Origin of the sequence: Antiquaquibacter metalliresistens, assembly GCF_029211225.1 — a bacterium.
In the GTDB taxonomy this organism is placed as follows: Bacteria; Actinomycetota; Actinomycetes; order Actinomycetales; family Microbacteriaceae; genus Rhodoglobus; species Rhodoglobus metalliresistens.
Genome location: NZ_JARGEM010000002.1, coordinates 60,765 through 85,704, shown reverse-complemented (window position 1 = coordinate 85,704; position 24,940 = coordinate 60,765). Strand labels below are relative to the sequence as shown.

Genomic DNA, 24,940 nt, shown 5'->3' with positions numbered 1-24,940 from the left:
CCGCGCGACCTACAGTTGCCGTGTGTGGCGTGCCAGTAGACCGTCCGACGACTTCACGGTCGATCCGGAGGACCAGGAGCTCGAGGAGCCCCCGGTGCCGACCCACGTCCAGGTGACCGCCCCGCACGACCTCAGCCTCGGCGAGCCCGGGGTCGCCGCGGGCAATGCGGCCGAGCCGGAGCGCGACCGCTGGCGCGCGGAACTGGAGACGGTCGGCGGCCGTTCGCCGCTGCTGCACTTCGTCGATTCGCCCCGCACCCGCATCGAGCTCTCCACGACGCATCCCGGGGGACTCGCGCAGTTCATCACCGGGCAGCCGACCCTGCTCTCGAACCTCATCCGCGACGACGTCGCGCTCCGGGCGGCCAAGGTCGCCGCCGGTGCGGTCGCCCAGAAGGGGCTCGAGCTCGCGACCGCCCGCGGCATCGACGCCATCCACCTCGGCATCGGCATCGCCCAGTGGCGCGACGGCATCACCGAGTATCGCGCGCCGGTGTTGCTGCGACCGCTGGCGATCCGCCGACACGGCCGCGACTTCGAGGTGAAGCTGCGCGGCTCCGCGTTCCTCAACCCCGCGTTCGCCAGCGCCCTGTGGCAGCAGTTCGGCATCGGGCTCGACGCCGAGGCGTTCGTCGCGCTGACCGACGACGACGGCACGTTCAAGCCCAATCCGGTCATCGACCGCCTCCGTGGCCTCACCAGTCATCTGGAGTGGTTCAGCGTGAGCCCGCGCCTGGTCGTCTCGAGCTTCGCGGATGTCGCGCCCGCCCTCGTCGCGGACGCGACCTCGCTCGACCACCCCGTGCTCGACGCCCTCGCGGGCAACGCCTCCGCGAAGTGGACCGTGGAGGAGTCCTACGCTCCCGTGCACCCGGTGCCCTCCGACGAGCGCACCCCGCAGACCGACAGCTTGCTGCTCGACGCCGACGCGGAGCAGGAGAACGTGATCGCGCAGGTGACCGCCGGCAACTCGCTCGTGGTCAAGACCCTGCCGGGAACCGGCGGCACGCAGACGATAGTCAACGCGATCGGCACCCTGGTCTCGCAGAACAAGCGGGTGCTCGTCGTCTCGCCGCGGCGGGCATCCCTGCTCTCGATCGCCGACCGGCTCGCCGACATCGGCCTGCCGGGGCTCGCGGTCTCGCCGCGTTCGCTGCGCCGCGACGTGATCCGGTCGATCTCGAGAAGCGAGAAGGCCAAGCAGCCGAATGTCGGCGAGGTGGATGACGCGCTCCTGCGTCTGCGCAAGGTGCTGCTCGACTACCGCGGTGCGCTCTCACGCAAAGACCCGGCGCTCGGCGTCTCGGTGCTGGACTGCGTCACCGAGCTCAGTCGGCTCGCCCTGCTGCCCACCCCGCCCGCGACGACGGCGCGGCTGAGCCGTGCCTCGGTGGAGCGGCTGGCGCAGGACCGCAGCCGTGCGGCCGAGCTCATGGTCGCCGCCGCCGAACTCGGCGAGTTCAAGTACGGCCCGGGCGACTCGCCCTGGTACGGGGCGCAGTTCTCGGGCGGCGACGAGGCCCTGCGCGCGCACGATCTCGCCAAGCGCGTGCACGCCACGCTGCCCGCGCTGCTGGATGCCGCGAACCGCCTGATCTCGGGCACGCACATGCGGGGCTTCCAGACCATCAACGAGCTCGGCGTCTACCTGCGGCTGCTCGTCGACCTGCGCGACAGCCTGGACAAGTTCCTGCCCATGGTCTTCGATCGCTCCATCACCGAGCTGATCGCCGCCACGGCGCCGCGCAAGGACTTCCCCGAGATGACCGGCGGCAACCGCCGGCGTCTGAAGAAGCTCGCGCTGGAGTACGTACGTCCCGGTGTGCGGGTCGGCGACCTGCACGGCGCGCTCGTGCGCATCCAGCAGCAGCGCGTGCTCTGGCACCGCTATGTCGCCGAGGGCGCGACCCCCCAGGTTCCGGTCGGTCTCGGCGAGGTCGAGCGTCTCTTCCAGCCGCTCGTGCAGGATCTCGCGGCGCTCGACGGCCCGCTCGGCCTGGTCACCCGTGAGCAGCAGCTCGCAGGCATGCCCGTGCCGGCGCTCGTCGAGCGCATCGCCGCGCTCGCCGCCGAATCCGACGTGCTGCACAACCTGCAGGAGCGCACCGCGCTCACCTCGTCGCTGCGCGAACTGCAGCTCGACCCGCTCATCGAAGACCTCGCGCGACGCCACGCGCCCGAGCAGGTCGTCGCCGTGGAGCTCGAGCAGGCGTGGTGGACGTCCGCCCTCGAGTCGCTGCTCGAAGCCGATCGCGCGCTGCTGGCCGCGAACACCTCCGTGCTCGATCGCCTCGAGGCCGACTTCCGCCTCGTCGACGAGGCGCACGCCGCGGGCAACGCGCAGTTGCTCACCTGGCAGCTCGCCGAGAACTGGAAGATCGGCCTGGTCGACTGGCCGGATGAGGCGACCGCCCTCAAGCGCGCCCTGCTTGCCGAGACGCTCACCGCCCAGGACCTGCAGTCGGCGGCACCCCACCTCTCCCGCACCGTCGCCCCGGTGTGGCTGGCCTCGCCCTACGAGGTGCCCGCGATAGTGGACACCATGCCCTTCGACACGGTGGTGCTCGTCGATGCGGGAGCGTTGACCGTCGCCGAGAGCATCGGCGCCATCCGGCGCGCCAAGCAGGTCATCGCCGTCGGCGACCCGGTGACGCAGACGCCGACACCGTTCACGATCGCGGCGACCGAACCTGGCACGGATCACGCCGAGCCCCCGGTCGACCCGGACGAACTGCACGAGAACTCGGCGCTCACCAAGCTCGGCGAGATCCTGCCGACGCTCACGCTCACCCGCAGCTACCGGCCCGGCGGCGAGGACCTCGCGGAGCTCGTGAACCGACGCTTCTACGGCGGCCGCATCGTGTCGCTGCCCTGGGCGGGCACCTTCCTCGGGCACGGCAGCCTCGCGATCTCCACCGTCGCCGACGGCACCGGGATGCCCGACCCAGACTCCGGCGCGGTCGAGAGCCCCGACGCCGAGGTCGAGCGCGTGGTCGATCTCGTGCTCGACCACGTCACGCGCCGTCCGCAGGAGTCGCTGATGGTCATCACGGCGAGCCCGAAGCACGCGGTCCGCGTGATGCAGGCCGTGCTCGATCTCGCCGCCGCCCGCCCGGAGCTCGCCGACTTCGTGATCCGCGACTCACCCGAGCCGTTCGCCGTCTCGACCATCGACGAGGCGGTGGCCCAGAGCCGCGACCGCGTGATCTTCTCGGTCGGCTACGGCCGCACCCCGCACGGCCGGGTGCTCTCCGACTTCGGCGCGCTGGGGGAGCCCGGCGGCGAGCGTCTGCTCGCGGTGGCCATGACGCGGGCGCGCCGCTCCATGGTGATCGTCACCTCGTTCGAGCCGGCCGACCTCGACGACGGTCGCATGCAGCACGGCGCCGTCGCGCTCGCCGAGATCCTGGCCGAGGTCGATGCCCGCCAGACGATGGAGCCCGTGCCGGACGACAGCGAGCCGATGCTCGTGGACCTGGCGCGTCGCCTCGAGCTGCGCGGCGTGCACGTCGCGCTCGGGCATCGCGGCAAGCTCGGGCTGGTGGCATCCCGGGGCGGCATCTGCGTGGCGATCGAGACCGACACGGTGCTGCACCGCGCGAGCCTGCGCGAGTCGCTGCGCCTGCGGCCCGAACTGCTGCGGCGACTCGGATGGCACTACCTGCGCGTACACGCTTTCGAACTGTTCAGCGATCCCGAAGCCGTCGCCGCCAAGGTCGCGCTCATGCTCGGAGTCGAGCCGCAGGCGGTGACGGAACCGATCGCGGTCGTGCAGACCCCCGCCGACGCGCTGCCCCGTGGCTGAGGCGCCTCGCCACGCCGACGGACCGTCGGGCGCGCCGACCGAGCCCGTGCACCGGGACGACGGTCGCCGCCGCGGTCGACGCGTGCGCACGACGCCGCCCGAGGGCTCGGACCCGACGCCGCAGCCCGAGCCGCCTCGCCACAGCTCCACCGAGAACGACGAACGGCTCAAGGGCGACAAGCCGCCGCATTATTGAGCGCGAGCCGCGAGGCACGTCCCGGAGCGCCGCACCTGCACGGAGCTCGCACTCGGCCGGCGTGGCGGCGGGAGGCTGCGCCAGACTGAGGCTCCCGAACGCGCGGGTAAACGAGTCTCGATAACGCGCGGCCGACGAGTCTCGCCCACGCGCTCGCGGCGGTGGTCCCGGCTTGACACGCTTTCGCCAATGGTTATTATAAAACTTGAAATAAGCCATTCGAACGAGAGCACACGATCAACGATGACCGACCTCCGCCTTGCCGCAGCGTGGGACTCCACCGCGACCGACGCTCGGCGCTTTCCCGCCGACTTCCGCTGGGGCCTGGCCACCGCCGCCTACCAGATCGAGGGCGGCGCTCGTGAAGGGGGCCGCGGCCCCAGCATCTGGGACACCTTTTCGCACACCCCGGGCCTCAGCCACCACGGCGACACCGGTGACATCGCGTGCGACCACTTCCACCGCTGGGAGGCCGACCTCGACCTGCTCGCGAACCTCGGGGCAACCGACTATCGGCTCTCGGTGTCGTGGTCGCGGCTGCAGCCGAGCGGCGCCGGCGAGCTCAATGGTGAGGCCGTGGCGTTCTACCGCGACCTGCTCGCCGGGCTGACGGCCCGCGGCATCCGCCCGCTCGTCACGCTCTACCACTGGGACTTGCCGCAGCCGCTCGAGGATGCCGGCGGCTGGCCGGCACGGGAGACCGCGTACCGCTTCGCCGACTACGCCCGCCTGGTCGTGGCGGCCCTCGGTGACCTGGCCGAGGACTGGATCACGCTCAACGAGCCCTGGTGCAGCTCCTTCCTCGGCTACGGCAGCGGGGCGCACGCGCCCGGTCGCTCGAACACGCGGGATGCCGTGGCCGCCGCCCACCACCTGAACCTCGCACACGGGCTCGCCGTCGCCGCGATCCGTGCCGAGCGTCCCGAGGTTCGCGTGGGCATCACGAACATCGTCACCGACATCCGCGCGGCATCGGATTCGGCGGCGGATGCCGCAGCCGCCGCTCGGCTCGACGCCACCAGCAACCGGCTCTTCCTCGACCCCGTCTACCTCGGCGCCTACTCGGAGTCGGTGTGGGAGACGCTCGGGGAGTTCGGGCTGCGCCAGGTCGTGCAGCCCGGCGATGAGGCGATCATCGCGGCGCCGACGGACTTCGCCGGCATCAACCACTATCAGCGCGTGATCGCCTGGCACGACGAGGGCGCGGGAGCGTTCCAGGTCGGCGAACGACCCGCGGAGCCCGCGACGACATCGTTCGGCTGGTCGGTCATCCCGGCCTCGCTCACGGCGGTGCTCACCAGGGTTGCGCGCGAGTTCACCGCGCTGCCGCTCTACGTCACCGAGAACGGGGCGAGCTTCCACGACTACGTGGACCCGAACGGCGAGGTCGTCGACACCGAGCGCGTCGAGTACCTCGACGGCTACCTGTCGGCCGCGGCCGACGCGATCGAGCAGGGCGTCGATCTTCGCGGGTACTACGCCTGGTCGTTCCTCGACAACTTCGAGTGGGCCGAGGGCTACAGCAAGCGCTTCGGTCTCGTCTATGTGGACTACCGCACCCAGGAGCGGATCCCCAAACTGAGCGCGCGGTGGTACCGCCGGCTCATCGCAGAACATCAGGCTGGTGCCAGCGCGCCGTCCTGACCCACGGTGCGAGGCTGTAGGTCTCGCGCCGACGCACCCCCGCAACCGCAGTATCGAGAGAAGGAACCTCAATGAAGAGAACAGCAAAGACCGTGCTGGCCGCGATCGCGGTCGCCGGCGTCACGTTCGGCGTCAGCGCGTGTTCGCCGTCGGCCCCGTCCGAGGCCGACGGACCCCTCACCGTCTGGGTGATGGGCGACTCGGGCGCCAACTTCGAGACCCTCGTCGCCGACAGCGGCATCGAGGTCGAGGTTGTCGCGATCCCGTGGGACGCTATCGACGAGAAGCTCACCACCGCGGTCGCCTCGGGCTCGGGCCCGGACGTGCTGCAGATCGGTCTCTCGAAGCTCGCCACCTTCGCCGAGGCCGGAGCGCTGCTGCCGCTCGACGACCTCATCGCCGACTACCCGGGGCTCGCGCCCGAGAACTTCCCGGCCGGTGTCGCGGGCAACGCGACCGCGGTCGGCGGTCAGATGGTGAGCATCCCGTGGGTCAGTGACACGCGCGTGCTCTTCACCCGCACCGACATCCTCGCCGAGAACGGCATCGACGCTCCGCCCGCGACCTGGGATGAACTCCGTGCCGATGCCAAGGTGCTCGCGGCACGCGGCGAGGGACAGTACGGCTACTACATCCCGCAGTGGGATGCGCCGCTGCCGATCGAGATGACCTGGAGCATGGGTGGCGAGGTCGTCGATGCCGACGGCAACGTGAACTTCGACACCCCCGAGTTCAACGCCGCGGTCGACGTCTACACCGGCCTCTACGCCGATGGCAGCGTGCCGACCAACAGCGACTTCGACCAGACCCAGGGCTTCATCTCCGGGATCGCGCCGATGCTCGTCAGCGGCCCGTACCTTGGCAAGGGCATCCAGGATGCCGCCCCCGAGCTCGACGGCAAGTGGCAGGCGAGCCCCCTGCCGGCAGGCGACGGCGGCTCGATCTCGCTCTTCGCGGGCTCGAACCTCGGAGTGTGGTTCAACACCGACCAGCAGGAGCAGTCGCTCAAGCTGCTCGAGTACGTGTCCCAGCCCGAGCAGCAGCTCGCCTGGTACGGGCTCACCGGCGAACTGCCGACCGTGACCTCGGCGCTCGAAGACGAGGGTCTCAACGCCGACCCGAACGTGAAGGTCTACACCGATCAGCTCGCGACCGCGAAGGTGCTGCCGATCGTGGCGGGCTGGGACGGCATCGTGGGCACCGGGCTGCTCGACGCGCTCAACGCGATCGTGCTCACCGGCGCGGACCGCGACGAGTCCCTCGCAACGTTCTACGCTGCGGTCGACGGCCTCAAGGTTCAGTAGTAGTACCCGCGGGGGCCGCCGTGCGGCGGCCCCCGCATCCCATCGCTTCGATGCCAGCCGACACGAAAGGTCACCCGGTGCGAAATCGCCTCACGCCGTACCTCTTCGTGTCGCCGGCGATGCTGCTGCTGGTCACCTTCGGCATCTTCCCGATCCTCGTCGCGGCCGTCATCAGCACGACCGACATGAACATCTCGGCGTTCGCCAACTGGGGCAACGTCAACTTCATCGGCATCGACAACTACACGGCGCTCTTCGCCGACCCGTCCTTCTGGCAGGCACTCGGCAACACCGGCCTGTTCGCGATCGTCGGTGTGCCCGCGATCGTCTTCCTCTCTCTCGGCGTCGCGCTGCTGCTCAACCGCAGCCAGAGCTGGTTCTTCCGCTCGCTGCGGGCCTTCTACTTCATCCCCGCGATCACCGCGATCGTCGCGATCTCACTCGTATGGGGATACCTCTACAACACGCAGTTCGGCCTGCTCAACTATCTGTTCTCGCTCGGGGGACTGCCACCCGTGCAGTGGCTCTCCGACCCGGTGGTCGCCAAATTCTCCGTTGCGCTCGTCGCGATCTGGCGCGGCACGGGCTTGAACATCATCATCTTCCTCGCGGCGCTGCAGGGTGTGCCGAAGGAGTACCTCGAGGCGGCATCCATCGATGGCGCCGGCGAGTGGCGCAAGACATTCTCGATCACCATCCCGCTGCTGCGGTTCGCCATCTTCTTCGTCACCGTGACCACGACGATCTCCTGGCTGCAGTTCTTCGACGAACCGTTCGTGCTCACCGACGGCGGCCCGCTGGGGGCCACGACCTCGGTGTCGATCTTCCTGTACAAGGAGGGGTTCCGGCTCAACCAGTTCGGCTACGCGAGCGCCGGTTCCATTGTGCTGTTCGCGATCATCGCCGTGATCACGCTCGTGCAATTGCGGGTCAGAAGGGCGGACGATGACTACTGATCGATCCCATGCCCGCAGGCGGCGGTCGCTGACCATCGCGATCGGTGCCGCGCTCGGCGTCGGCGCGCTCATCACGGCATTCCCCTTCATCTGGATGCTGACGACCTCCCTCAAACCGCAGCGCGAATCGGTCGACTACCCGCCGACGATCCTGCCCGCCCAGCCGACGCTCGAGTGGTATCTCAGGCTCTTCATGGAGCTGGACTTCGGTCGCTACCTGGTCAACACCCTCATCGTCGTCGCGTTCGGATTCATCGGTCTGCTGCTCATGGCGATGGCCGGCTATGCGTTCGCGAAGTTCGAGTTCCGCGGGCGCAAGTGGATGTTCTTCCTTGTGCTCGCGACGATGATGATCCCGATCCAGGTCACCATGATCCCGACCTACCTGATCCTCAACGGCATGAAGCTCACGAACACCCTCATCGGCATCGCGTTGCCGACGCTCGTGAGCGGCTTCAGCATCTTCCTGTTCCGCCAGTTCATGTCCACGATCCCCACCGAGATGCTCGAGGCGGCGCGACTCGACGGCGCGGGGGAGTTCCGCACCTTCTGGCAGATCGTGCTGCCGATGTCGCGTCCGATCCTCGCGGTGCAGGTCGTGCTGACGTTTATCTCCGGCTGGAACAGCTTCCTCTGGCCGCTCATCATCGCCAGCGACCAGAAGCTCTACACGCTCTCGGTCGGACTCGCGCTGCTCAACCAGCAGCTCGCGGTGAACCCCTCGCTGCAGATGGCGGCGGCCTCGGTGATGGTCGTGCCGATCCTCATCGTGTTCATCGTCTTCCAGCGCTACGTCATCCAGGGCTTCGCCCTCTCCGGACTGAAATGAAGGCCACTGTGACCGACCTCCACCCCACCCCCGTGTTCGCGCGACGCCCCGCGAGCTTCGACGGCTTCGTGCACGCCCGCGACGCGCGGCTCTTCGATGGCTCCGGCCGCGAGTTGCTGCTGCGCGGGGTCGGACTCGGCAACTGGATGCTGCCCGAGGGCTACATGTGGCGCTTCGGCCCTGGCGCCGAATCCCCGCGCGAGATCGAACGGCTCACCGAGCGGCTGCTCGGCGCCGAGGGGGCGCAGGGATTCTGGGAGGCCTTCGCGACGACGTTCATCACGGAGGCGGACATCGCGCTGATCGCGGCCAGCGGTTTCGATCACGTGCGACTGCCGATCAACTCCCGCGTCATCCAGGATGCCGACGGCGAGCCGATCGAGACCGGCTACGCCATGATCGACCGGCTCATTCAGTGGTGCCGCACGCACAAGCTCTGGGTGCTGCTCGATCTGCACGGCGCGCCCGGCGGCCAGACCGGCACGAACATCGACGACTCGCCGGCTGGCAAGCCCGAACTGTTCATGGAGCCGCGCTACCGGGAACTCACGCTGCGCCTGTGGCGCGATCTCGCCACGCGCTACGCGGGCGAGACGGTCGTACTCGGGTACGACCTGCTCAACGAGCCGCTGCCGAACGAATGGCAGCACATCTATGCGGACGACCTCGCGGTGCTCTACCGCGACCTCACGGCGGTGGTCCGGGCGGTCGACGCCGACCATCTCATCGTCTACGAGGGATCGCACTGGGCCACGAACTGGAGCGTCTTCACCGAGGTGTGGGACCCGAACTCGCTGCTGCAGTTCCACAAGTACTGGTCGTCGCCGGACCGCGCGAGCATCCAGCAGTTCCTCGACGCGCGCGAGCGGCTCGGCCTGCCGATCTACATGGGGGAGGGCGGCGAGAACACCCTGGAGTGGATCTACACGGCCTTCCGGCTCTACGAGGCCCACGACATCGGCTGGAACTTCTGGCCGTGGAAGAAGATCGACACGCGCACCTCGCCGGCGTCGATCATCCCGCCCGAGGGCTGGGACCGGGTCGTGGCGGCCATCGACGATCCGGAGGCGATCGGCCGCGGCGAGGCCCAGCGGGTGTTCGACGACCTGCTCGAGGCGATGCGCATCGAGCACTGCCGGTGGCAGCCCGAGGTGGTCGCCGCGCTGTTGGCCGAGCGGCCCATCGTCGTCCCGGCCTGGGGGTTCGGCTATCGCGGGGCCGGGCAGTCGTACTCGAGCGCGACCGCGGGCACGATCGAGGGCATCCGAGTGGATGACGCGGTGCACCTGCGTTGGGCGCGCGAGGGCGATAACCCGCCGAACCCGTTCGAGCAGTCCGACGGGCGGGCCTACCGCCCGAACGAGGAGCTCGTCGTCGACCTGGCAGCGGGGGACTGGCTGGAGTTCGAGATGTCCGGCGTCGAGTCCGCGCGCGTGCTCGACGCGTCGGGCAGGGATGCCGGAGTGCGCGTCGAACCGTCGGCCCGCGGCATCCGCGTCACGGCGACGGCGCCGACGAGCGTTGCGCGCATCCTTCCGACGAGACCGGGCGGGACTTGGTAGGTTCAGTGGCCATGACCGTTCGCACGTCGCCTGGTCGCAAGGCTGCGGTCACCGCCGCGCCCGCGACCGTGAGCGAGGTGCGACAGCGCAACCGCGCGCAGGCGCTGCGCAGCATCATCCTCTCCGGGCAGACGTCGCGCGCGGTGCTCGCGCGGGAGTCGGGCCTGTCGGTCGCCTCGGTCACCAATCTCGTCTCCGAGCTGATCTCCGAGGGCCTCGTCATCGAGGCGGGCTCGGTCGCCTCCAGCGGCGGTCGGCCCGTGACGCTGCTGGCGCCGAACCCCGCGGGCGCCTACTTCCTCGGGGCCGACGTCGGCGAGCGCGGGGTGGCCGTCGAGCTGTTCGACCTGTCGATGGCTCGGGTCGACCGCGAGTTCCGCGGCGGTCGGGAGGGCGAGACGCCGGCGACGATCGCCACCGACCTCGACGAGGCCATGGACGCGCTTCGGGACCGAAACCCGGCGGCGTGGGAGCGCATCGTCGGCATCGGGCTAGGGCTACCGGGCATCGTGGAGTCCGACCCCAGTGGGTCGCAGGTGCTCTATGCCCAGAGTCTCGGCTGGGATCCGGTGCCGATCGCGGATCTGATCTCGCGGGACATCCCGGTGTTCGCCGAGAACGGCGCCAAGACCCAGGCGATGGCCGAACTCTGGGACGGCGCCGCTCGCGGCGTGGAGGAGGCGCTCGTCGTGCTGCTCGGGCGCGGCGTCGGGCTTGGGATCGTGAGCAACGGCGAGCTCGCGCACGGGTTGACCAGCAGCGCGGGCGAGTGGGGGCATCTGAAGATCGAGCGCGGCGGGCGGCGTTGCCGGTGCGGCGGACACGGCTGCGTGGAGGCGTACGTGGGCGCCGACGCGATCCTTCAGTCCTGGCGCGAGGCCGGCGGGCGGTTCGAGGGTTCCGGCTGGCGGGCGCTCGGCGAGCTGCTCGATGCCGACCGCGACGGCGATCCGGTCGCCTCGCACGTCGTCTCCGAACTCGTGGCGACCCTCGGTTCCGCGCTCGGGGGCCTGGTGAACCTCACCAATCCCGCCCGGGTGATCATCGGCGGATGGGTGGGCTTGCGTCTCATGGAGTCGCTCGCCGAGCGCATGGAGGCCGCCATTCGCGCCGAGGCGCTGAACCGCCCGGGCGGACAGTTCGAACTCTTCGCGTGCCGATTCGGGGGAGACACGGTCGCGCTCGGGGCCGCGATCATGCCGCTGGAGGCACTCATGAGCGCCCCGCGGGCGGCGCGCACCGTCTAGTACCGCCGCCGTCAGGCGGGCGGCTGGTCCACGTGCCGGGGATGCGACTCCGGCGCCGCCGCGAGCAGGTCGCGGATCTCGGCGAGCAGCTCGAGCTCGGTCGGCGGCGCGGGCTCGGCCGCGGCATCCGGCTGCTTGCGCTTTCGGAACGACACCCGCTTGAGGTAGTTGATGGGCACGATCAGCGCGAAGTAGACGACGACGGCGATGAGCAGGAACTGGATGACCGCGGCGATCACCGCACCGAAGTACAGGGTCGTGCTGCCGCCGGAGGTGGTCGGGATCGCGACCGGCAGCGCCTGCGCGAGACTCTCCGCGTTGAACAAGGCCCCGAGCAGCGGGTTGAAGACGCTGTTCACGAGCGCGTTGACGATGCCGGTGAATGCCGCACCGATCACCACCGCGACCGCGAGATCGATCACGTTGCCGCGGAGGATGAACTCCTTGAAGCCCTTGAGCATCGGCGACTCCTAACTGCTGCTCGCGCTCCCCGACGAGCTCGAGGAGCTGGATGCGGCCGGCGCGGGCGCCGACTCCTTCTTCTTCGATGATGACCTCTCCGACGACGAAGAGGAAGACGACGCGGACGACGAGTCGCTCGGTTTGGCGCGCGAGTCGGTGCGGTAGAAGCCGGAGCCGTTGAAGGTCACACCGACGGTGTTGAAGAGCTTGCGCAGCGGTCCGTGACAGGTGGGGCACTCGGTGAGCGTGTCGTCGGTGAAGGCCTGCTGAATGTCGAACGCGGTGCCGCACTCGGTGCAGCGGTACGAATAGGTGGGCACGTGGAATCCTTGCGAGAACTTAGAAGGCGATGATGCCTGAGGGGGTGACCACGCCGTTCACGCGCTGGTCGTGCCGTTCGGTCGGCACGCTGTCCACGAGCTCGTGGTCGAAGATCACAGCATAGACCGGCGGGCAGTTCTCCATCGATCCGAGGGTCTTGTCGAAGTAGCCGCGACCCCAGCCCAGGCGCATCCCGGTGCGGTCGACGGATGCCGCGGGCACGAGGATGAGGTCGACCTCGTTGATCGCGATCGGGCCCAGAATCTCGCTCGTCGGCATCGGCATCCCGAAGTCATCGATCGCTTCGTCGCTGCCGTCGTACGGGGCCCAGTCGAGCAGACCATCGGCGCGGGACACCGGTAGGAGCACCCGGATACCCTGCTCGCACGCCCAGTCGAGGAACTCGCGGGTCGCCGGCTCCTCCGGCAGAGACAGGTAGGCGGAGATGGACCTGGCCCCGAGGCCGCTGGTCAGATCGATGAGGTTCTGGGTGAGTGCGGCATCCGCGGCCTCGCGTTCCTTCGCCGTCGTGATGCGTCGACGCTCCCGTAACTCGGCACGCAGAGCCCGCTTCGCCAGCGCGACCTCATCTGCCATGGGCCAATCCTAAGGCGCGCTCACCAGTACCCTGGTGAGCATGGCGTATCAGATCAGCAAGGCGGTCATCCCCGCTGCAGGCCTTGGCACGCGATTCCTCCCGGCGACGAAGGCGATGCCGAAGGAGATGCTCCCAGTCGTCGACAAGCCGGCCATCCAGTACGTCGTGGAAGAGGCGGTCGCCGCCGGGCTCACCGACGTGCTCATGGTCACGGGGCGCAACAAGACCGCACTCGAGAACCACTTCGACCGTATGTACGAGTTGGAGGCGACGCTCGAGGAGAAGGGCGACGTCGACAAGCTCGAGAAGGTCGAGTACTCGAACGACCTCGCCGACATGCACTACGTGCGCCAGGGGGACCCGCGCGGACTCGGCCACGCGGTGCTGCGCGCCAAGATGCACGTCGGCAACGAACCTTTCGCCGTGCTGCTCGGCGACGACCTCATCGACGAGCGCGACGTGCTGCTCGCCCGCATGATCGAGCAGGCGAGCGCGCGGGATGCCACGGTCATCGCCCTGCTCGAAGTCGACCCGGCATCCGTGCACATGTACGGCGTCGCGACGGTCGAAGCCACCGAGGAGGACGACGTGGTGCGCGTGACCGGCCTCGTCGAGAAGCCCGCGCCCGGCACCGCCCCGAGCAACTATGCCGTCATCGGTCGCTACGTGCTCAAGCCCGAGGTCTTCGGCGTACTCGAGCGCACGGCACCGGGCAAGGGCGACGAAATTCAGCTTACAGACGCGCTGCAGACCATGGCGCGGGAGAACATCGCCGGCGGCGTGTACGGCGTCGTGTTCCGCGGCCGCCGCTACGACACCGGCGACCGACTCGACTACATCAAGGCGATCGTGCAGCTCGCGGTGGAGCGGCCCGACCTGGGCCCGGACCTTCGTCCGTGGCTGAAGCAGTTCGCGAGCGCACTGGACTGATATGGCGACCATCCCGACCCTCACCGAGGGCCGGATCACGATTCGACCGATCCGGCTCCGCGACGCGCGGACCCTCGAACGCGAGCTTGCGGAGAACCGCGGGTGGCTGCGCAAATGGGAGGCGACGAATCCGCACGGCCCGATGAACTTCGACGTGCGCTCCAGCATCCGCGCGCTGCAGCAGCACGCCAGGGCGGGCCTGGGCATGCCCTTCGTGATCGAGGTGGATGGGCAGCTCGCCGGCCAGCTCAACGTCTCCGGTATCGCCTACGGCTCGCTCTCGTCGGCGACGATCGGCTACTGGGTCTCGGAGCGATTCGCCGGACTCGGCGCCACACCGACCGCGGTCGCGCTCGCCACCGACCACTGCTTCTTCTCCGTCGGCCTGCACCGCATGGAGATCTGCATCCGGCCCGAGAACGGCCCGAGCCTGCGCGTGGTGGAGAAGCTCGGGTTCCGCTACGAGGGGCTGCGGCGGCGGTACATCCATATCAACGGCGATTGGCGCGACCACTTCTGTTTCGCGCTGACGGTCGATGAGCTGCCGCAGGGCGTGCTGCGACGGTGGCTCGACGGCAAGGCGCCCGAGTCCGCGGCCGCCGTGCCCGCCGCGGATCGAGCCAAGGCGGCCAAACCGCTGCTCTGACCGGCGCGGCTCCCGCACTCCGGGGCGCGCCGCTCGTACCGTAGAGGCCATGGAGATCACGGGCGTCGGCGGCGGCATCATGCTCGCGATCGCCGCCGCGCTGTGGCTGGCCTACCTGCTGCCGAACTGGCTTAAGCGGCGCGAGTACCTCGCGACCGAACGCAACGCGGTGCGCCTGCAGCAGACCATCCGGGTGCTCGCGGAGACCGCGCAGGTGCCGGATGTCGTCAAGGCCGCTCGCTCCGCGCCGTTCCCGGTGGCCGTCGGGCGGCCCGCGATCCCGCAGCAGTCGGCGCCGGACCCGCGCGCACTCACGGCGCGCCGCATCCGCCGCACTCGCGCGCTCACGACCCTCGTGCTGGGCTCCGCGGTGCTGCTGGGGGTGGTGCAGGTCTCGCTGATGGTGTCGACCGGTGCGGCATCCGGCTCCTGGCTGGTGCTCGGCGTCTCGGCGCTCGCCGCCGTCTCGGCGCTCGCCCTGCTCGGTCGTCTCGCCGAACGCTCGAGGTCGAGCACCACGAGCGTCGCTCGCCCGGCCCGCCGCACCACGCTCGGTGCGGCACCGGTCGCCGCCCCCGCCGCCGAGCGCAGCCGCGGCTGGAGCCCGGTGGCGGTGCCCAAGCCGCTCTACCTCGACAAGCCGAACGCTCCGGCGGTCGTGCAGCATGTCGACCTCGAGGCCGCAGCACGGCTCGCGGAAGAGGCCCGCCGCGCCGCGGAGCGCGAGGCGACCTCGATCCGTCCCGCCGCGGCGGCCCCGGGGACCAGCCGCTTCGCGCGCATGGGAATCGTGGATGACACGCCCGCACCCGTCGACCTCGACGCCGCACTGGCCCGCCGCCGCGCCGCGGGGTGACCTCGGTCTGATACCCTTGTCAACGCACTGGGGCCCTTGGCGCAGTTGGTAGCGCGCCTCGTTCGCATCGAGGAGGTCAGGGGTTCAAATCCCCTAGGGTCCACAGACAGCAAAGAACCCCGCCCGGGATTGGGCGGGGTTCTTTGCTGTCTGTGGACCCACGCAGCACCTTGAATCACCGGGGTCCCCATCGCGCCGGTTCCGACGCGTCGTCGACACGACCCGAGCCAACGCCCACGTCAACCGTGTTCGGGAATACCCCACAACTCCACCTGAACCTGCCTCGCGAGCATGCCGAGCAGGGAGTCGTCCGCGGCACTGAATCCGCGCGGATTCGGATCGGTCAGGCAGAGTGCGCCGATCCGCTCCCCGTTCGCGGCCTCGATCGGGAACCCGGCGAAGAAGCGCACCCCGCCGTTGGCCACCCAGGGGTGACCGCGGAAGAGTTCGTGGGTGCTGGCATCCTCGATCACCAGCAGCTTGCCGTTGTGCACGGTCGCGTCGCCGAGAGCACTTCCCCGGGGGGAGTCTTGCACATCGCCGCCGACGGAGGCCTTCGTCCATTGCCGGTCCCGGTCGATGAAGGTGATCGACGCGCCGCGGATGCCGAACAGGTCGCGCGCGGACTTGACGATGCGATCGAAGCGCTCCTCGGGGCCGGTGTCGAGGATGCGGAGATCGTCGAGCGCCTGCTGACGTCGGAGTTCTTGGATCGTCGCGGGGTCCCGCGGGTTCGCGATCTGGGCGTCGAGCACTCGGGCCAGGGTCGGCACGATGAGCGCCGACCACGCCGCGTAGAGGCGGCGGTCCCCGTCCCGTTCGAGGTCGGCCACGGCGGGTTCGAACGGCAGGTAGGTCACCCAGTCACGTTCGCCGCAGAGGGACTTGAGCACGGCATCCAATCGCGCGCACTGGTGCCGCACGACGCGGGCCAGCGGGCGCGGCATCCTCATCACCGACGTGACGTCGGGCACGCCGACGACGATCACTCCCAGGCGCGAGCTCACGTGTTCGTGGAGCCAGTCGAGCAGGCCGGAGACCTGCTGGGCGAACGCACGCGGTGACACCAGGCGCAGGGCCTCGTCGGAGCCGAGGTTGATCATCAGAGCATCGAAGCGTCCCAAGTCGAGGTTCGCGAGCACCCCTTCGACGTCGGCGGCCCGCAACGTCCCCCGCGCCACGGTGTGGACGGACGCGCCCCGGCCGGTCAGCGGCGTGAGCCCTCGCGCGAGATACCCGCCGAGAGCGAGGTCGGCGGAACTCACGCCGTAACCGACGGCGATGCCTCCGCCCACGAGCAGTACACGATCCGCGTTCGAGCCGGCGGCGAACGACACCGGACGTTCGCCGGGCGTCGGCATCTGCCGCCAGGACTTCGTCGCGGAGGCCAGCCACCAAGCGATCAACGGCGCGAACAGCAGGTGCGTCGGTGAAGCGAGCATGGCGACCCCGCCCTGTTGCGCGCACCGAAACGGTGCGGTACGCGAGTGTAGCCCTTGCGTGGGCCCTTCGTCCCTCGTCGGCAGTGCCCGCACCTCATAGTCTGGCCTCACCAACCGAGGAGGATTCATGACCGAGCGTGTGAGATTCGTGGAGCGCAACGGGCCCTGGGGCTTCGTGTTCCTGTTGGCCTACATCGGGGCGGCGATCTATTTCATCTCCGTCTCGGACGGCAGCTTCTGGGCGGTGGTGCTCGGCCTGCTGCAGGCAGCGGTCTGGCCGGTGTACGTGGTCTACCACGTGCTGCTGGTGCTCGGCGCCTAGGGGCCACCGGACAACGAGCGGCGAGGGGTAGACGGCTTAGAATCGAGGGATGCTCGCCGCGAAACGCCTTCGCGCACACCTCGCGTTGTTCGCTGCGCTGTTCGGTGTGGTCGCGGTCATCGCTGCCGCATCCGGAGGGCTTGCGGGGTATCTGAGCAGCGATACCGACTCGGGCGTGCGTGCCGCCTTCTCCGCGGCGACCGGCTCCGAGGCGGCGCTGCGGGTGGAGGTGCGTTCCGCGGGCGCCACCCAGGATGCCGAACTGCGCGAGACCGCGGCCGCGCGGTTCGCCGGTGCGCCGTTGCGCATCGACCGCACGGTGCAGTCGGAGCCGGTGCCCGCGAGCGTCGACGGTCGCGAGGTGCGGGTGGTGCTGGCATCCCTGCCGGTGCAGGATCGCGCCGCGCTCGTCAGCGGCGCGTGGTCGACCGGTGCGGATGAAGGCGTGCTGCAGGATGCCGCGGCGACGCTGCTGGGACTCGTCCCGGGCGACGTGGTCGAGCTCGATGACGGCGCGGCGATCACGATCACGGGCACCTGGTCCGCGCTGGATGCGCTCGACCCGGTCTGGTTCGGCGAGCCGTTCGCGGCGGCGGGGGTCGACGGGGATGCCTTCGGCCCGCTCGTGGTCGCCGAGGGCGGCTATGACCGGTTGCGACCGTTCGCGCGCTGGGTGATCACCCCGGATCCGGCCCTCGTCACGGCCGGTGACCTCGGGCCGATCGCGACCGGCGCCGCTGGGCTGCGCGAGGCGCTCAGCGAATCGGAGACGTTCGCGACCGGCAATGTGCTCACCAGCGGGGGGCTCGAGGCGTTCGCGGGCGAACTCGCGGGCAGCGTGGACGCGCTCGCCGGTGTCGCGCCGGTGCCCGCGGTGCTGCTCGGCGCCATCGGACTCGTCGCGCTGGTAGAGCTGGCGCGTCTGCTCGTGCGGGTGCGCGTCGTCGAGACCGCCCTGCTGCGCTCGCGCGGAGCCTCGCCCTCGCGCATCATGGCGGGGAGCGCGGTCGAGGCCGCGGTGGTCGCCGTTCCGGCTGCGGCCCTGGGCGCCGCGCTCGCGCAACTCGTGACGGGCGCCGCAGTGTGGGCGATCGCTGCGGCCGTCGCGCTCGCCACCGTGATCGTGTTCTGCGCCGTCGCCCTGCTCGACGCCCGGCGCCCACTCAGCCGCGAGAGCGCACAGGATTCCGGCCGCGGTCGTCGCGTCGCCGGCTACGGCCTTGTCGTGCTCGCGCTCGCTGCGGCGGCGGTGTCGGTCTGGCAATTCCGTCTCTACGGTTCGCCGATCGTGCGGGGGGCGGACGGGCGCTCGAACGTCGACCCGATCGCCGTGCTCGCGCCGACGCTCGCCCTGGTCGCGGGCGCGCTGCTCGTCGTGGTGGCGCTCGCGCCGGCCTCCGCCGGTCTGCAGGCGCTCACCCGTCGCGGCGGCCTCGGCTGGGCGCTCGCCGGGTGGCAGCTCGCCCGACGTGTGACGGTGTTCGCCACCCCAGTGCTGCTCGTCAGTCTCGCCGTGGGCGGGGTCGTGGTCGCCGGCACCTACTCGGCCACCTGGGAGCGCGCCACGACGATCGCCCGCGAGGCCGGCAACGGTGCCGCCGTGCGCGTCGCGACCGCCTGGCCGATCGCCGATCTGCCGGACGTGGATGCCGCATCCCCGGCCCTCACCGCGACCCTCCAGGTCGGCGACGACGCCGTGCAGTTGCTCGCCCTGCCCGCCGAGTTGCTGCCCGCCGTCGTGGAACCGGCGGGCGGCACCGTCGACGCCGCAGCCCTCGCCGCGGCCATTGCGACGGCCCCGGCCCTCGAACTGCCCGAGGGCACGACCGCGTTGGAGGCGGACGCCGAGGTCTCGTTCTGGCTCGTCGACGCGCTCGGAGCGGTGCAGCGCATCGAGGCGCCGTTCGCCGTGCCGGAGGGCGCCTGGAGTCTCGGCGGCGTCGAGTTCCCCGACGGCGCGCCGCAGCCGTTGGAAGTCGCGGCGGTCACTCCCGGCGGCGTCGCCGCGCTCGACCTCGACGACTGGGTCGTCGCCCCGGGCGTCGACGCGCAGCCGTTGCGGCTCGTACCGTCGGGCGCCCTCGAACTGCCGATCGCCGTCTCGCAGTCCTTCGCCGACCGCGGTGCGCTCGACCTCGGCGACGAGGTCACCCTGCGCTTCGCGGGCACCGGGCGTCACGTGGTCGGCACGATCGCGGCCGTCGTTGCCGTGGTTCCCGGCACGCCGGACGGGTTCGCCGTGGCCGTCGATCTGCCGGGCTTCGCGGCGCAGCAGCTCGCACTCGCGTCATCCGTGCCGGCGGCCGACGAGGTGTGGATCGCGACCGCCCACCCGGCGGAGGTCGGCGCAGCGCTCGCCGGGCCCGGCATCCTCGTGACCACGATCGCCTCCCGTCCCGGCGACCTGCTGCTCGCCGCCGGCCGCGGCGCCCTCTGGATCGGGGCGGTCGGTGCCCTCGTGCTCGCCGCCGCGGCCGTGAGTGCGATCGCGGGTGCGATGCTGCGCGACCGAGCGGGCGAGGTGGTCGTGCTCCGGGTGATCGGCACCACAGCGCGGGGGCAGGCCGCCTCGCGTCGCAGGGAGCTCGCGCTGGTGCTCGGCTGGTCGGCGCTCGGCGGCGCCGGTGTCGGGACGATCGTGAGCGTGCTCACCGTCGCCGGGCTCGCCCGTTCCGCGGTGCTCGGGGCACCGGAGGCGCTGCCGACGACCCTCGCCCTGGATGCGGGCATCGTCGGAGTCGTGCTCGGGGGCTTCGCGCTCGTGCTCGCGGTGCTCGTCGTTGTCTACGGCGCACGGGTGACGGCGCAGGCCCGCACGCTCTCGGTGCGGGAGGACGCACGATGAGGCTTCTGCCGCGCCACTTCGCCGCCTCGTGGCGGGCCTCGACGCTCGTCGCGGTCATCGTGCTGTTCGTCGTGCTCATCGCCGCCCTCGCGCCGCGCGCGCTCACGGTGGTGACCGGCCAGGAGCTGCACACCCAACTCGCCGGCATCCCGCCCGAGGCGCGGGATCTCACCGCCGTCGGGGTCGGCGCCGCGGTCACGGTGCCGCCGCCCTGGGGGGAGCTCGGTGTCGGTGAGCAGCAGCAGTTCGAGCAGCTCGAGGCATGGCACGAGCTGAGCGTCGACGAGCTCTACGCGCCGACCGATGAGGCGCTGGCCGGGCTGCGCGAGGCCCAGGCCCCCGTGCTGCGGGACGCACTCGGTGAAGCCGACTACTACAGCCGGTCGGAGGCCTTCGCGACGAACGCGGACGAACCCGAACGCGATGCACCGATCATGCTCACCCGGCTGGCCGCCGACCCGTGGATCGCCGAGCGCGTCGAGCTGGTGGACGGTGCCTTTCCGCAACGCGCCCGCCTCGACCGGTTCGACGGGCCCGTGCAGGTGATGGTCTCCGTCGAAACGGCGGATGCGCTGCGCTGGGCGGTCGGCGAAGTGCGCGATCGCGTCGGCCTGCCCGTGGTGCTCTCGGGCACCTTCGTCGCCGCCGATGAGGACGCGCCGTACTGGCGGCACGCGCCATCCGCGCTCGAACCGCAGCGCTTCGACGACGGCAACAGCACGCCGCAGATCACGGGCATCGCCTACGTCAACCCGCTCACGGCGCTCGGCTCCACCGGTGTGCGCACGACCGTGTGGTACCCGCTCGAGGTCGACGGACTCGACGTGGGGGATGCCGCGGCCCTCGCCCCCGAACTGCGCTCGTTCACCGACCAGCCGCAGCTCATCCCGGGCCTCGGCGACCGCCCCGGACTGAGCCTCGGATTCGATTCCGCCGTCGAACCCGCCCTCGGCGCCGTGCTCGATCGCGCCGCGACGACGACGGCGCTGTTGGCCATGCTCGCCTCCGGGCCGCTCGGCGTCGTGCTCGCGGTGCTGGCGCTCGGCGCGCGGACGGTGGTCGAACGCCGTCGTGCCGTGCTGTCGCTGGCCGCCGCGCGTGGGGCCTCGGGGCTGCAGTTGCGCGGCGCGATGGCGCTCGAGGGCGCGGTGCTCGGCATCGTGCCGGCGGCCGTCGCGGTGGTGCTCGCTGCCGTGCTGCTGCCCGCGCCGGTGACGCTGCCGGAGATCGTCGCGCCTGCGGTGCTCGGCCTCGCCCCGGCGGTGATCTTCGCGGCCGCGGCCGCACCGGGCGGCCTTCGATCCACGCGCGTCGACCTGGGTTCGGGTGGCGTCGGCAGGGTGCGGTGGATCGTCGAGGCGCTCACGGTGCTGCTGGCGGCGACCGCGCTGGTGCTGCTGCTGCGACGCGGGCTCACGACGTCGGCGACCACGATCGATCCACTGCTCGCCGCGACCCCGCTGTTGCTGTGCCTCGCGGTCTGCGTGCTCGTGCTGCGGCTCTACCCGGTGCCCATCGGCTGGATCGCCGCGCGCCTTCGCCCGCGCCGGGGGCTCGTCGGCTTCCTGGGCGCGACCAGGGCGATGCGGGATCGTTCCCTCGCCCTCGAGGCCGTGCTCGCCCTCGTGGTCGCGGTCGCCGTTGGGGTGTTCTCGAGCGTGCTGCTCTCCACGATCGACCGCGGTATCGACAACGGGGCACTCGACACCGTCGGGGCCGATGTGCGGGTCTCCGGGCCGGTGTTCGACGCGTCGACGGTTGCCGCGGCATCCGATCTCGACGGCGTCGACGCGGTCTCGGGCATCGACGTCTCGGCACCGGTCGCGCTGCGCGTCGACCAGGTGCGCACGGATCTGCGGCTGCTCGTGGTCGACGCGGAGACGCTGAACGCGTTCCGGGAGCTTCCCGCGGGCCTCGCCGACGCGCAGGGCGATGCGGTGCCGATCGTGCTCTCGGGCGACGTGGCCGACACGGTCGGTCCCGACGCCGAGTTGCTCATCGAGGGGGAGCCGGTCGTGATCGTCGGCTCCGCGCCGCGCTCGAGCGGCTACGGGGTGTCCGGCCCGTGGGCGATCGTGGACCGCGCGTTCGCGGATCGGCTTGCGGGCACCGACTATCAGCCGCGACTGCTGCTCGTCGACACGGCTCCGTCGGCGGATGACGCGGCCATCGCCACGGCGCTGACCGAGCTCGGCGGCCCCACCACCGCGGTCACGAGTCTCGCGGAGGCGATCGATGACGCCCGATCGGCGCCGGCCACCGCCGGACTGCGTTCGGCCCTGCTGATCGCGGTGGTGGTCGCGGCGGTGCTGGCGGCGCTCGCCGTGGTGCTCTCGGCGGCGATCGGCGCGGCGTCGCGACAGCGCCTGCTCGGGCTGCTGCGCACGCTCGGGGTGACCGAACGCCAGTCCGGCGCGATGGTCGCGTGGGAGCTCGTGCCGCCGGTGATCGCCGCCTGGATCGCGGGCACGATGCTGGGACTTGGCCTGCCCTTCATCGTCACGGCGGCCGTCGACCTGACACCCTTCACCGGCGGTGTGGGTCAGCCCGCGCCGGCCGTGGACCCCCTCAGCGTGGCCGCCGTGCTCGGCGCGGTGCTGCTCGCAGTGCTCGCCGCCATCGCCATCGCGATCGTGTCCGCGCGCCGCACCAACCCGACCACCACCTTGCGAATGGGAGCCGACTGATGGCGACACCGCACATCCTCTGCACCGATCTGGTGCGCATCTTCGTCGCGCAGGGCGTCGAGGTGCAAGCGCTGCAGGGACTCGATCTGCGCGTCGACCGCGGCGAGCTCATCGCGCTCGTCGGGGCGAGCGGCTCGGGCAAGTCGACGCTGCTGACCATCCTTTCCGGACTCGACGTGCCCACGGCGGGCGCGGCCTCGGTGGCCGGGCATGATCTGCTGACGATGACCGGGCGCGAACGCATCCGCTATCGACGTCACACCGTCGGATTCGTGTGGCAGCAGACCACCCGGAACCTGCTGCCCTACTTGACCGCCGCCGAGAACCTCGAGCTGGCCATGTCGGTTGCCGGCACCAAGGGCAGAACCCCGCGCATCGCAGGCCTGCTCGACCTGCTCGGCGTCGCGCACGTGCGCGATCGCGTGCCGGCCGCGATGTCGGGGGGAGAGCAGCAGCGCGTCGCGATCGCGGTCGCCCTCGCCAACGAGCCGGAGGTGCTGCTCGCCGACGAGCCGACGGGCGAGCTCGACGAGGCGACCTCGGCGAGCGTGCTCGAGGTGATGCGGGCCGTCAACGAAGAGCTCGGGGTCACCACACTCATCGTCACCCACGATCCGAGCGTCTCCGGTCACGTGCGCCGCACCGTGCAGATCCGAGACGGTCGCACCTCCACCGAGGTGCTGCGGCGCACCGAGCTCGACGAGCACGGCCGGGAGCAGCACGTGGCCGAGGAGTTCGCGGTGCTCGACCGCGTCGGTCGCCTGCAGCTGCCGCAGGACTACATCACGAGCCTGGCCATGAAGGACCGTGTGCGCCTCGCGCTCGAGGACGATCGCGTCGAGGTCTACCCGACGGAAGGGAGCGAGTCGTGATCATTCGCGCGGAGGGACTGAGTCGCGTCTTCGGCTCCGGCGAGACGGCCGTACACGCGCTCACGGATGCCACGCTCGAGGTCGCAGCCGGTGAGCTGGTCGTGCTGCGGGGCCCGTCCGGCTCCGGCAAGACGACGCTGCTGAACCTGCTCGGGGGACTCGACCGTCCGACCGCCGGGCGGGTGCTGCTGGGCGACCGCGATCTCACCGAGATGGGTGAGGACGAACTCGCGCGCGTACGCCAGGTCGAGCTCGGCTACGTCTTCCAGTCCTTCGGGCTGATCCCGGTGCTCTCGGCGGCCGAGAACGTGGAGGTGCCCATGCGCATCGTCGGCATGGATCCGGCCGCACGCGACGAACGCGTGCGGGCACTGCTGGAACTGGTCGGGCTCGCCAAGCACGCCGAGCAGCGACCCTATGAGCTCTCCGGCGGCCAGCAGCAGCGGGTGGGCATCGCTCGTGCACTCGCGAACCGACCCGGGCTGCTCATCGCCGACGAGCCGACCGGGCAGCTCGACAGCGGCACGGCGGCGACGATGATGGACCTGATCGCCTCCCTCGTGCACACCGAGGGGGTCGGCGCCATCGTCTCCACCCATGATCCTCGGATGGCCGAGCGAGCCGATCGGGTGCTGGAAATCCACGATGGACACCTCAGCCGCCACGGCCGACACGTTGCGGATGCGTCGTGACCGCGGACGAGGTGCTCGCCGAGCTGGTGGCCGCGGCATCCCCCGAGGAGGCCGCGAAGTCGGCGCGCTACTTCAAGACGGGACCGGGGGAGTATGGCGAGGGCGACCGTTTCTTGGGGCTGAACCTCACGACTGTGACGAGCCTCGCCAAGCGCAACCTCGGCATGCCGGTGTCCGAGCTCGAGCGACTGCTCGAGAGCGAGTACCACGAGGCGCGCACGACGGCGCTGGCCATCATGCATCAGGAGGCGCGCCGCAAGACGACCACCGAGGCGCGACGCACCGAGCTCTACGAGCTGTACCTGCGTCGCCACGACCGCATCAACAACTGGGATCTGGTGGACATCGCGTGCCGCTCGGTGATCGGCGGCTACCTGCTCGACAAGCCGCGCGACATCCTCTACCGCCTCGCGCGTTCGCAGAACCTGTGGGAACGGCGCACCGCCATGGTCAGCTGCTGGACCTTCATCCGGGCCGGGCAGACCGACGACGCCATCGCGATCGCCGAGCTGCTCCTGGGCGACAAGCACGACCTCATCCACAAGGCGGTCGGCTGGATGCTGCGCGACGTCGGCACCGCGGATCCCGCCCGGCTGGCGGCCTTCCTCGACGCCCACGCCGCGACCATGCCGCGCACCGCCCTGCGCTACGCGATCGAGAAGTTCGACCCCGAGACCCGGCGGCACTACCTCGGGTTGAAGGCCGCTCGTTGAAGGGGATGCCA

At 70.7% G+C, this 24,940-nt stretch carries 21 protein-coding genes and 1 tRNA gene; 18 read left to right on the top strand and 4 right to left on the bottom strand.

Translation table 11 applies throughout. The features are described 5' to 3' along the window. Positions 1-22: 22 nt before the first annotated feature. The 8 genes from PYV02_RS03295 (at position 23) to PYV02_RS03260 (ending at position 11,543) form a co-directional block, all read left to right on the top strand. Positions 23-3,805 (top strand): DEAD/DEAH box helicase, encoded by a 3,783-nt coding sequence (locus tag PYV02_RS03295; protein WP_275756179.1) that lies wholly within the window; start codon positions 23-25, stop codon positions 3,803-3,805. Continuing rightward, entirely contained in the window at positions 3,798-4,001 is a 204-nt protein-coding gene (locus PYV02_RS03290) for a hypothetical protein (protein WP_275756177.1), read from the top strand. Before PYV02_RS03295 ends, PYV02_RS03290 begins: the two co-directional genes overlap by 8 nt. A 243-nt stretch (positions 4,002-4,244) precedes the next feature. After that, on the top strand, positions 4,245-5,645 hold the full coding sequence (locus PYV02_RS03285; protein WP_275756176.1) for a GH1 family beta-glucosidase: 1,401 nt from the start codon (positions 4,245-4,247) through the stop codon (positions 5,643-5,645). 71 nt (positions 5,646-5,716) lie between these two features. Beyond that, positions 5,717-6,949: an extracellular solute-binding protein gene (locus PYV02_RS03280; RefSeq protein WP_275756174.1), complete on the top strand. Its 1,233-nt coding sequence runs from the start codon at positions 5,717-5,719 to the stop codon at positions 6,947-6,949. Between the two features lie 77 nt (positions 6,950-7,026). Then, the gene (locus PYV02_RS03275; RefSeq protein WP_275756171.1) at positions 7,027-7,905 is read left to right on the top strand and encodes a carbohydrate ABC transporter permease; all 879 of its coding nucleotides are present in this window, start codon (positions 7,027-7,029) and stop codon (positions 7,903-7,905) included. After that, complete coding sequence (locus tag PYV02_RS03270) at positions 7,895-8,734, top strand: carbohydrate ABC transporter permease (RefSeq protein WP_275756169.1); 840 nt, start codon at positions 7,895-7,897, stop codon at positions 8,732-8,734. Before PYV02_RS03275 ends, PYV02_RS03270 begins: the two co-directional genes overlap by 11 nt. 8 nt (positions 8,735-8,742) lie before the next feature. Next, complete coding sequence (locus PYV02_RS03265; RefSeq protein WP_275756167.1) at positions 8,743-10,296, top strand: glycoside hydrolase family 5 protein; 1,554 nt, start codon at positions 8,743-8,745, stop codon at positions 10,294-10,296. A gap of 11 nt (positions 10,297-10,307) precedes the next feature. Then, positions 10,308-11,543, top strand: coding sequence for an ROK family transcriptional regulator (locus PYV02_RS03260; RefSeq protein WP_275756165.1), 1,236 nt, complete (start codon positions 10,308-10,310; stop codon positions 11,541-11,543). Positions 11,544-11,554: 11 nt separating this feature from the next. On the opposite strand, the gene mscL is transcribed toward PYV02_RS03260, so the two are convergent. The 3 genes from mscL to PYV02_RS03245 are packed head-to-tail and all read right to left on the bottom strand — an operon-like array spanning position 11,555 to position 12,923. Beyond that, positions 11,555-12,004 carry a large conductance mechanosensitive channel protein MscL gene (mscL, locus tag PYV02_RS03255; protein WP_275756163.1) on the bottom strand — a complete coding sequence of 150 codons (450 nt, stop codon included), beginning with the start codon at positions 12,002-12,004 and terminating at the stop codon, positions 11,555-11,557. A 9-nt stretch (positions 12,005-12,013) separates the two neighbouring features. After that, on the bottom strand, positions 12,014-12,325 hold the full coding sequence (locus tag PYV02_RS03250; RefSeq protein ID WP_275756161.1) for an FmdB family zinc ribbon protein: 312 nt from the start codon (positions 12,323-12,325) through the stop codon (positions 12,014-12,016). 19 nt (positions 12,326-12,344) lie between these two features. After that, positions 12,345-12,923, bottom strand: coding sequence for a 5-formyltetrahydrofolate cyclo-ligase (locus tag PYV02_RS03245; RefSeq protein WP_275756160.1), 579 nt, complete (start codon positions 12,921-12,923; stop codon positions 12,345-12,347). A gap of 40 nt (positions 12,924-12,963) precedes the next feature. Here PYV02_RS03245 and galU point away from each other — a divergent pair, with 40 nt between their 5' ends. From galU to PYV02_RS03225, 4 genes are all read left to right on the top strand, one after another. Then, positions 12,964-13,854: a UTP--glucose-1-phosphate uridylyltransferase GalU gene (galU, locus tag PYV02_RS03240; RefSeq protein WP_275756158.1), complete on the top strand. Its 891-nt coding sequence runs from the start codon at positions 12,964-12,966 to the stop codon at positions 13,852-13,854. A 1-nt stretch (position 13,855) separates the two neighbouring features. After that, a complete protein-coding gene (locus PYV02_RS03235) occupies positions 13,856-14,500 on the top strand; it encodes a GNAT family N-acetyltransferase (protein ID WP_275756157.1) in 645 nt (214 codons plus the stop codon). Between the two features lie 49 nt (positions 14,501-14,549). Continuing rightward, complete coding sequence (locus PYV02_RS03230; protein ID WP_275756155.1) at positions 14,550-15,356, top strand: hypothetical protein; 807 nt, start codon at positions 14,550-14,552, stop codon at positions 15,354-15,356. A gap of 30 nt (positions 15,357-15,386) precedes the next feature. After that, positions 15,387-15,459 (top strand) — tRNA-Ala (locus PYV02_RS03225). 136 nt (positions 15,460-15,595) lie between these two features. Here the strand turns inward: PYV02_RS03225 and PYV02_RS03220 are convergent. After that, positions 15,596-16,798, bottom strand: coding sequence for a GAF domain-containing protein (locus PYV02_RS03220; protein WP_275756153.1), 1,203 nt, complete (start codon positions 16,796-16,798; stop codon positions 15,596-15,598). Positions 16,799-16,925: 127 nt separating this feature from the next. Between PYV02_RS03220 and PYV02_RS03215 the strand changes: the two genes are divergently transcribed. From PYV02_RS03215 to PYV02_RS03190, 6 genes are read left to right on the top strand one after another with little or no spacing between them, the layout of a single operon-like run. Further along, the gene (locus PYV02_RS03215) at positions 16,926-17,120 is read left to right on the top strand and encodes a hypothetical protein (RefSeq protein ID WP_275756151.1); all 195 of its coding nucleotides are present in this window, start codon (positions 16,926-16,928) and stop codon (positions 17,118-17,120) included. A 49-nt stretch (positions 17,121-17,169) separates the two neighbouring features. Continuing rightward, on the top strand, positions 17,170-19,965 hold the full coding sequence (locus tag PYV02_RS03210; RefSeq protein WP_275756149.1) for a hypothetical protein: 2,796 nt from the start codon (positions 17,170-17,172) through the stop codon (positions 19,963-19,965). Beyond that, positions 19,962-22,652, top strand: coding sequence for an FtsX-like permease family protein (locus PYV02_RS03205; protein ID WP_275756146.1), 2,691 nt, complete (start codon positions 19,962-19,964; stop codon positions 22,650-22,652). The genes PYV02_RS03210 and PYV02_RS03205 overlap by 4 nt, the downstream gene beginning before the upstream one ends. Next, positions 22,652-23,524, top strand: a complete 873-nt coding sequence (locus tag PYV02_RS03200; protein WP_275756145.1) for an ABC transporter ATP-binding protein — start codon at positions 22,652-22,654, stop codon at positions 23,522-23,524. The genes PYV02_RS03205 and PYV02_RS03200 overlap by 1 nt, the downstream gene beginning before the upstream one ends. Beyond that, positions 23,521-24,216 carry an ABC transporter ATP-binding protein gene (locus tag PYV02_RS03195; RefSeq protein WP_275756143.1) on the top strand — a complete coding sequence of 232 codons (696 nt, stop codon included), beginning with the start codon at positions 23,521-23,523 and terminating at the stop codon, positions 24,214-24,216. The genes PYV02_RS03200 and PYV02_RS03195 overlap by 4 nt, the downstream gene beginning before the upstream one ends. Next, entirely contained in the window at positions 24,213-24,929 is a 717-nt protein-coding gene (locus tag PYV02_RS03190; protein WP_275756141.1) for a DNA alkylation repair protein, read from the top strand. The genes PYV02_RS03195 and PYV02_RS03190 overlap by 4 nt, the downstream gene beginning before the upstream one ends. Positions 24,930-24,940 lie beyond the last annotated feature (11 nt).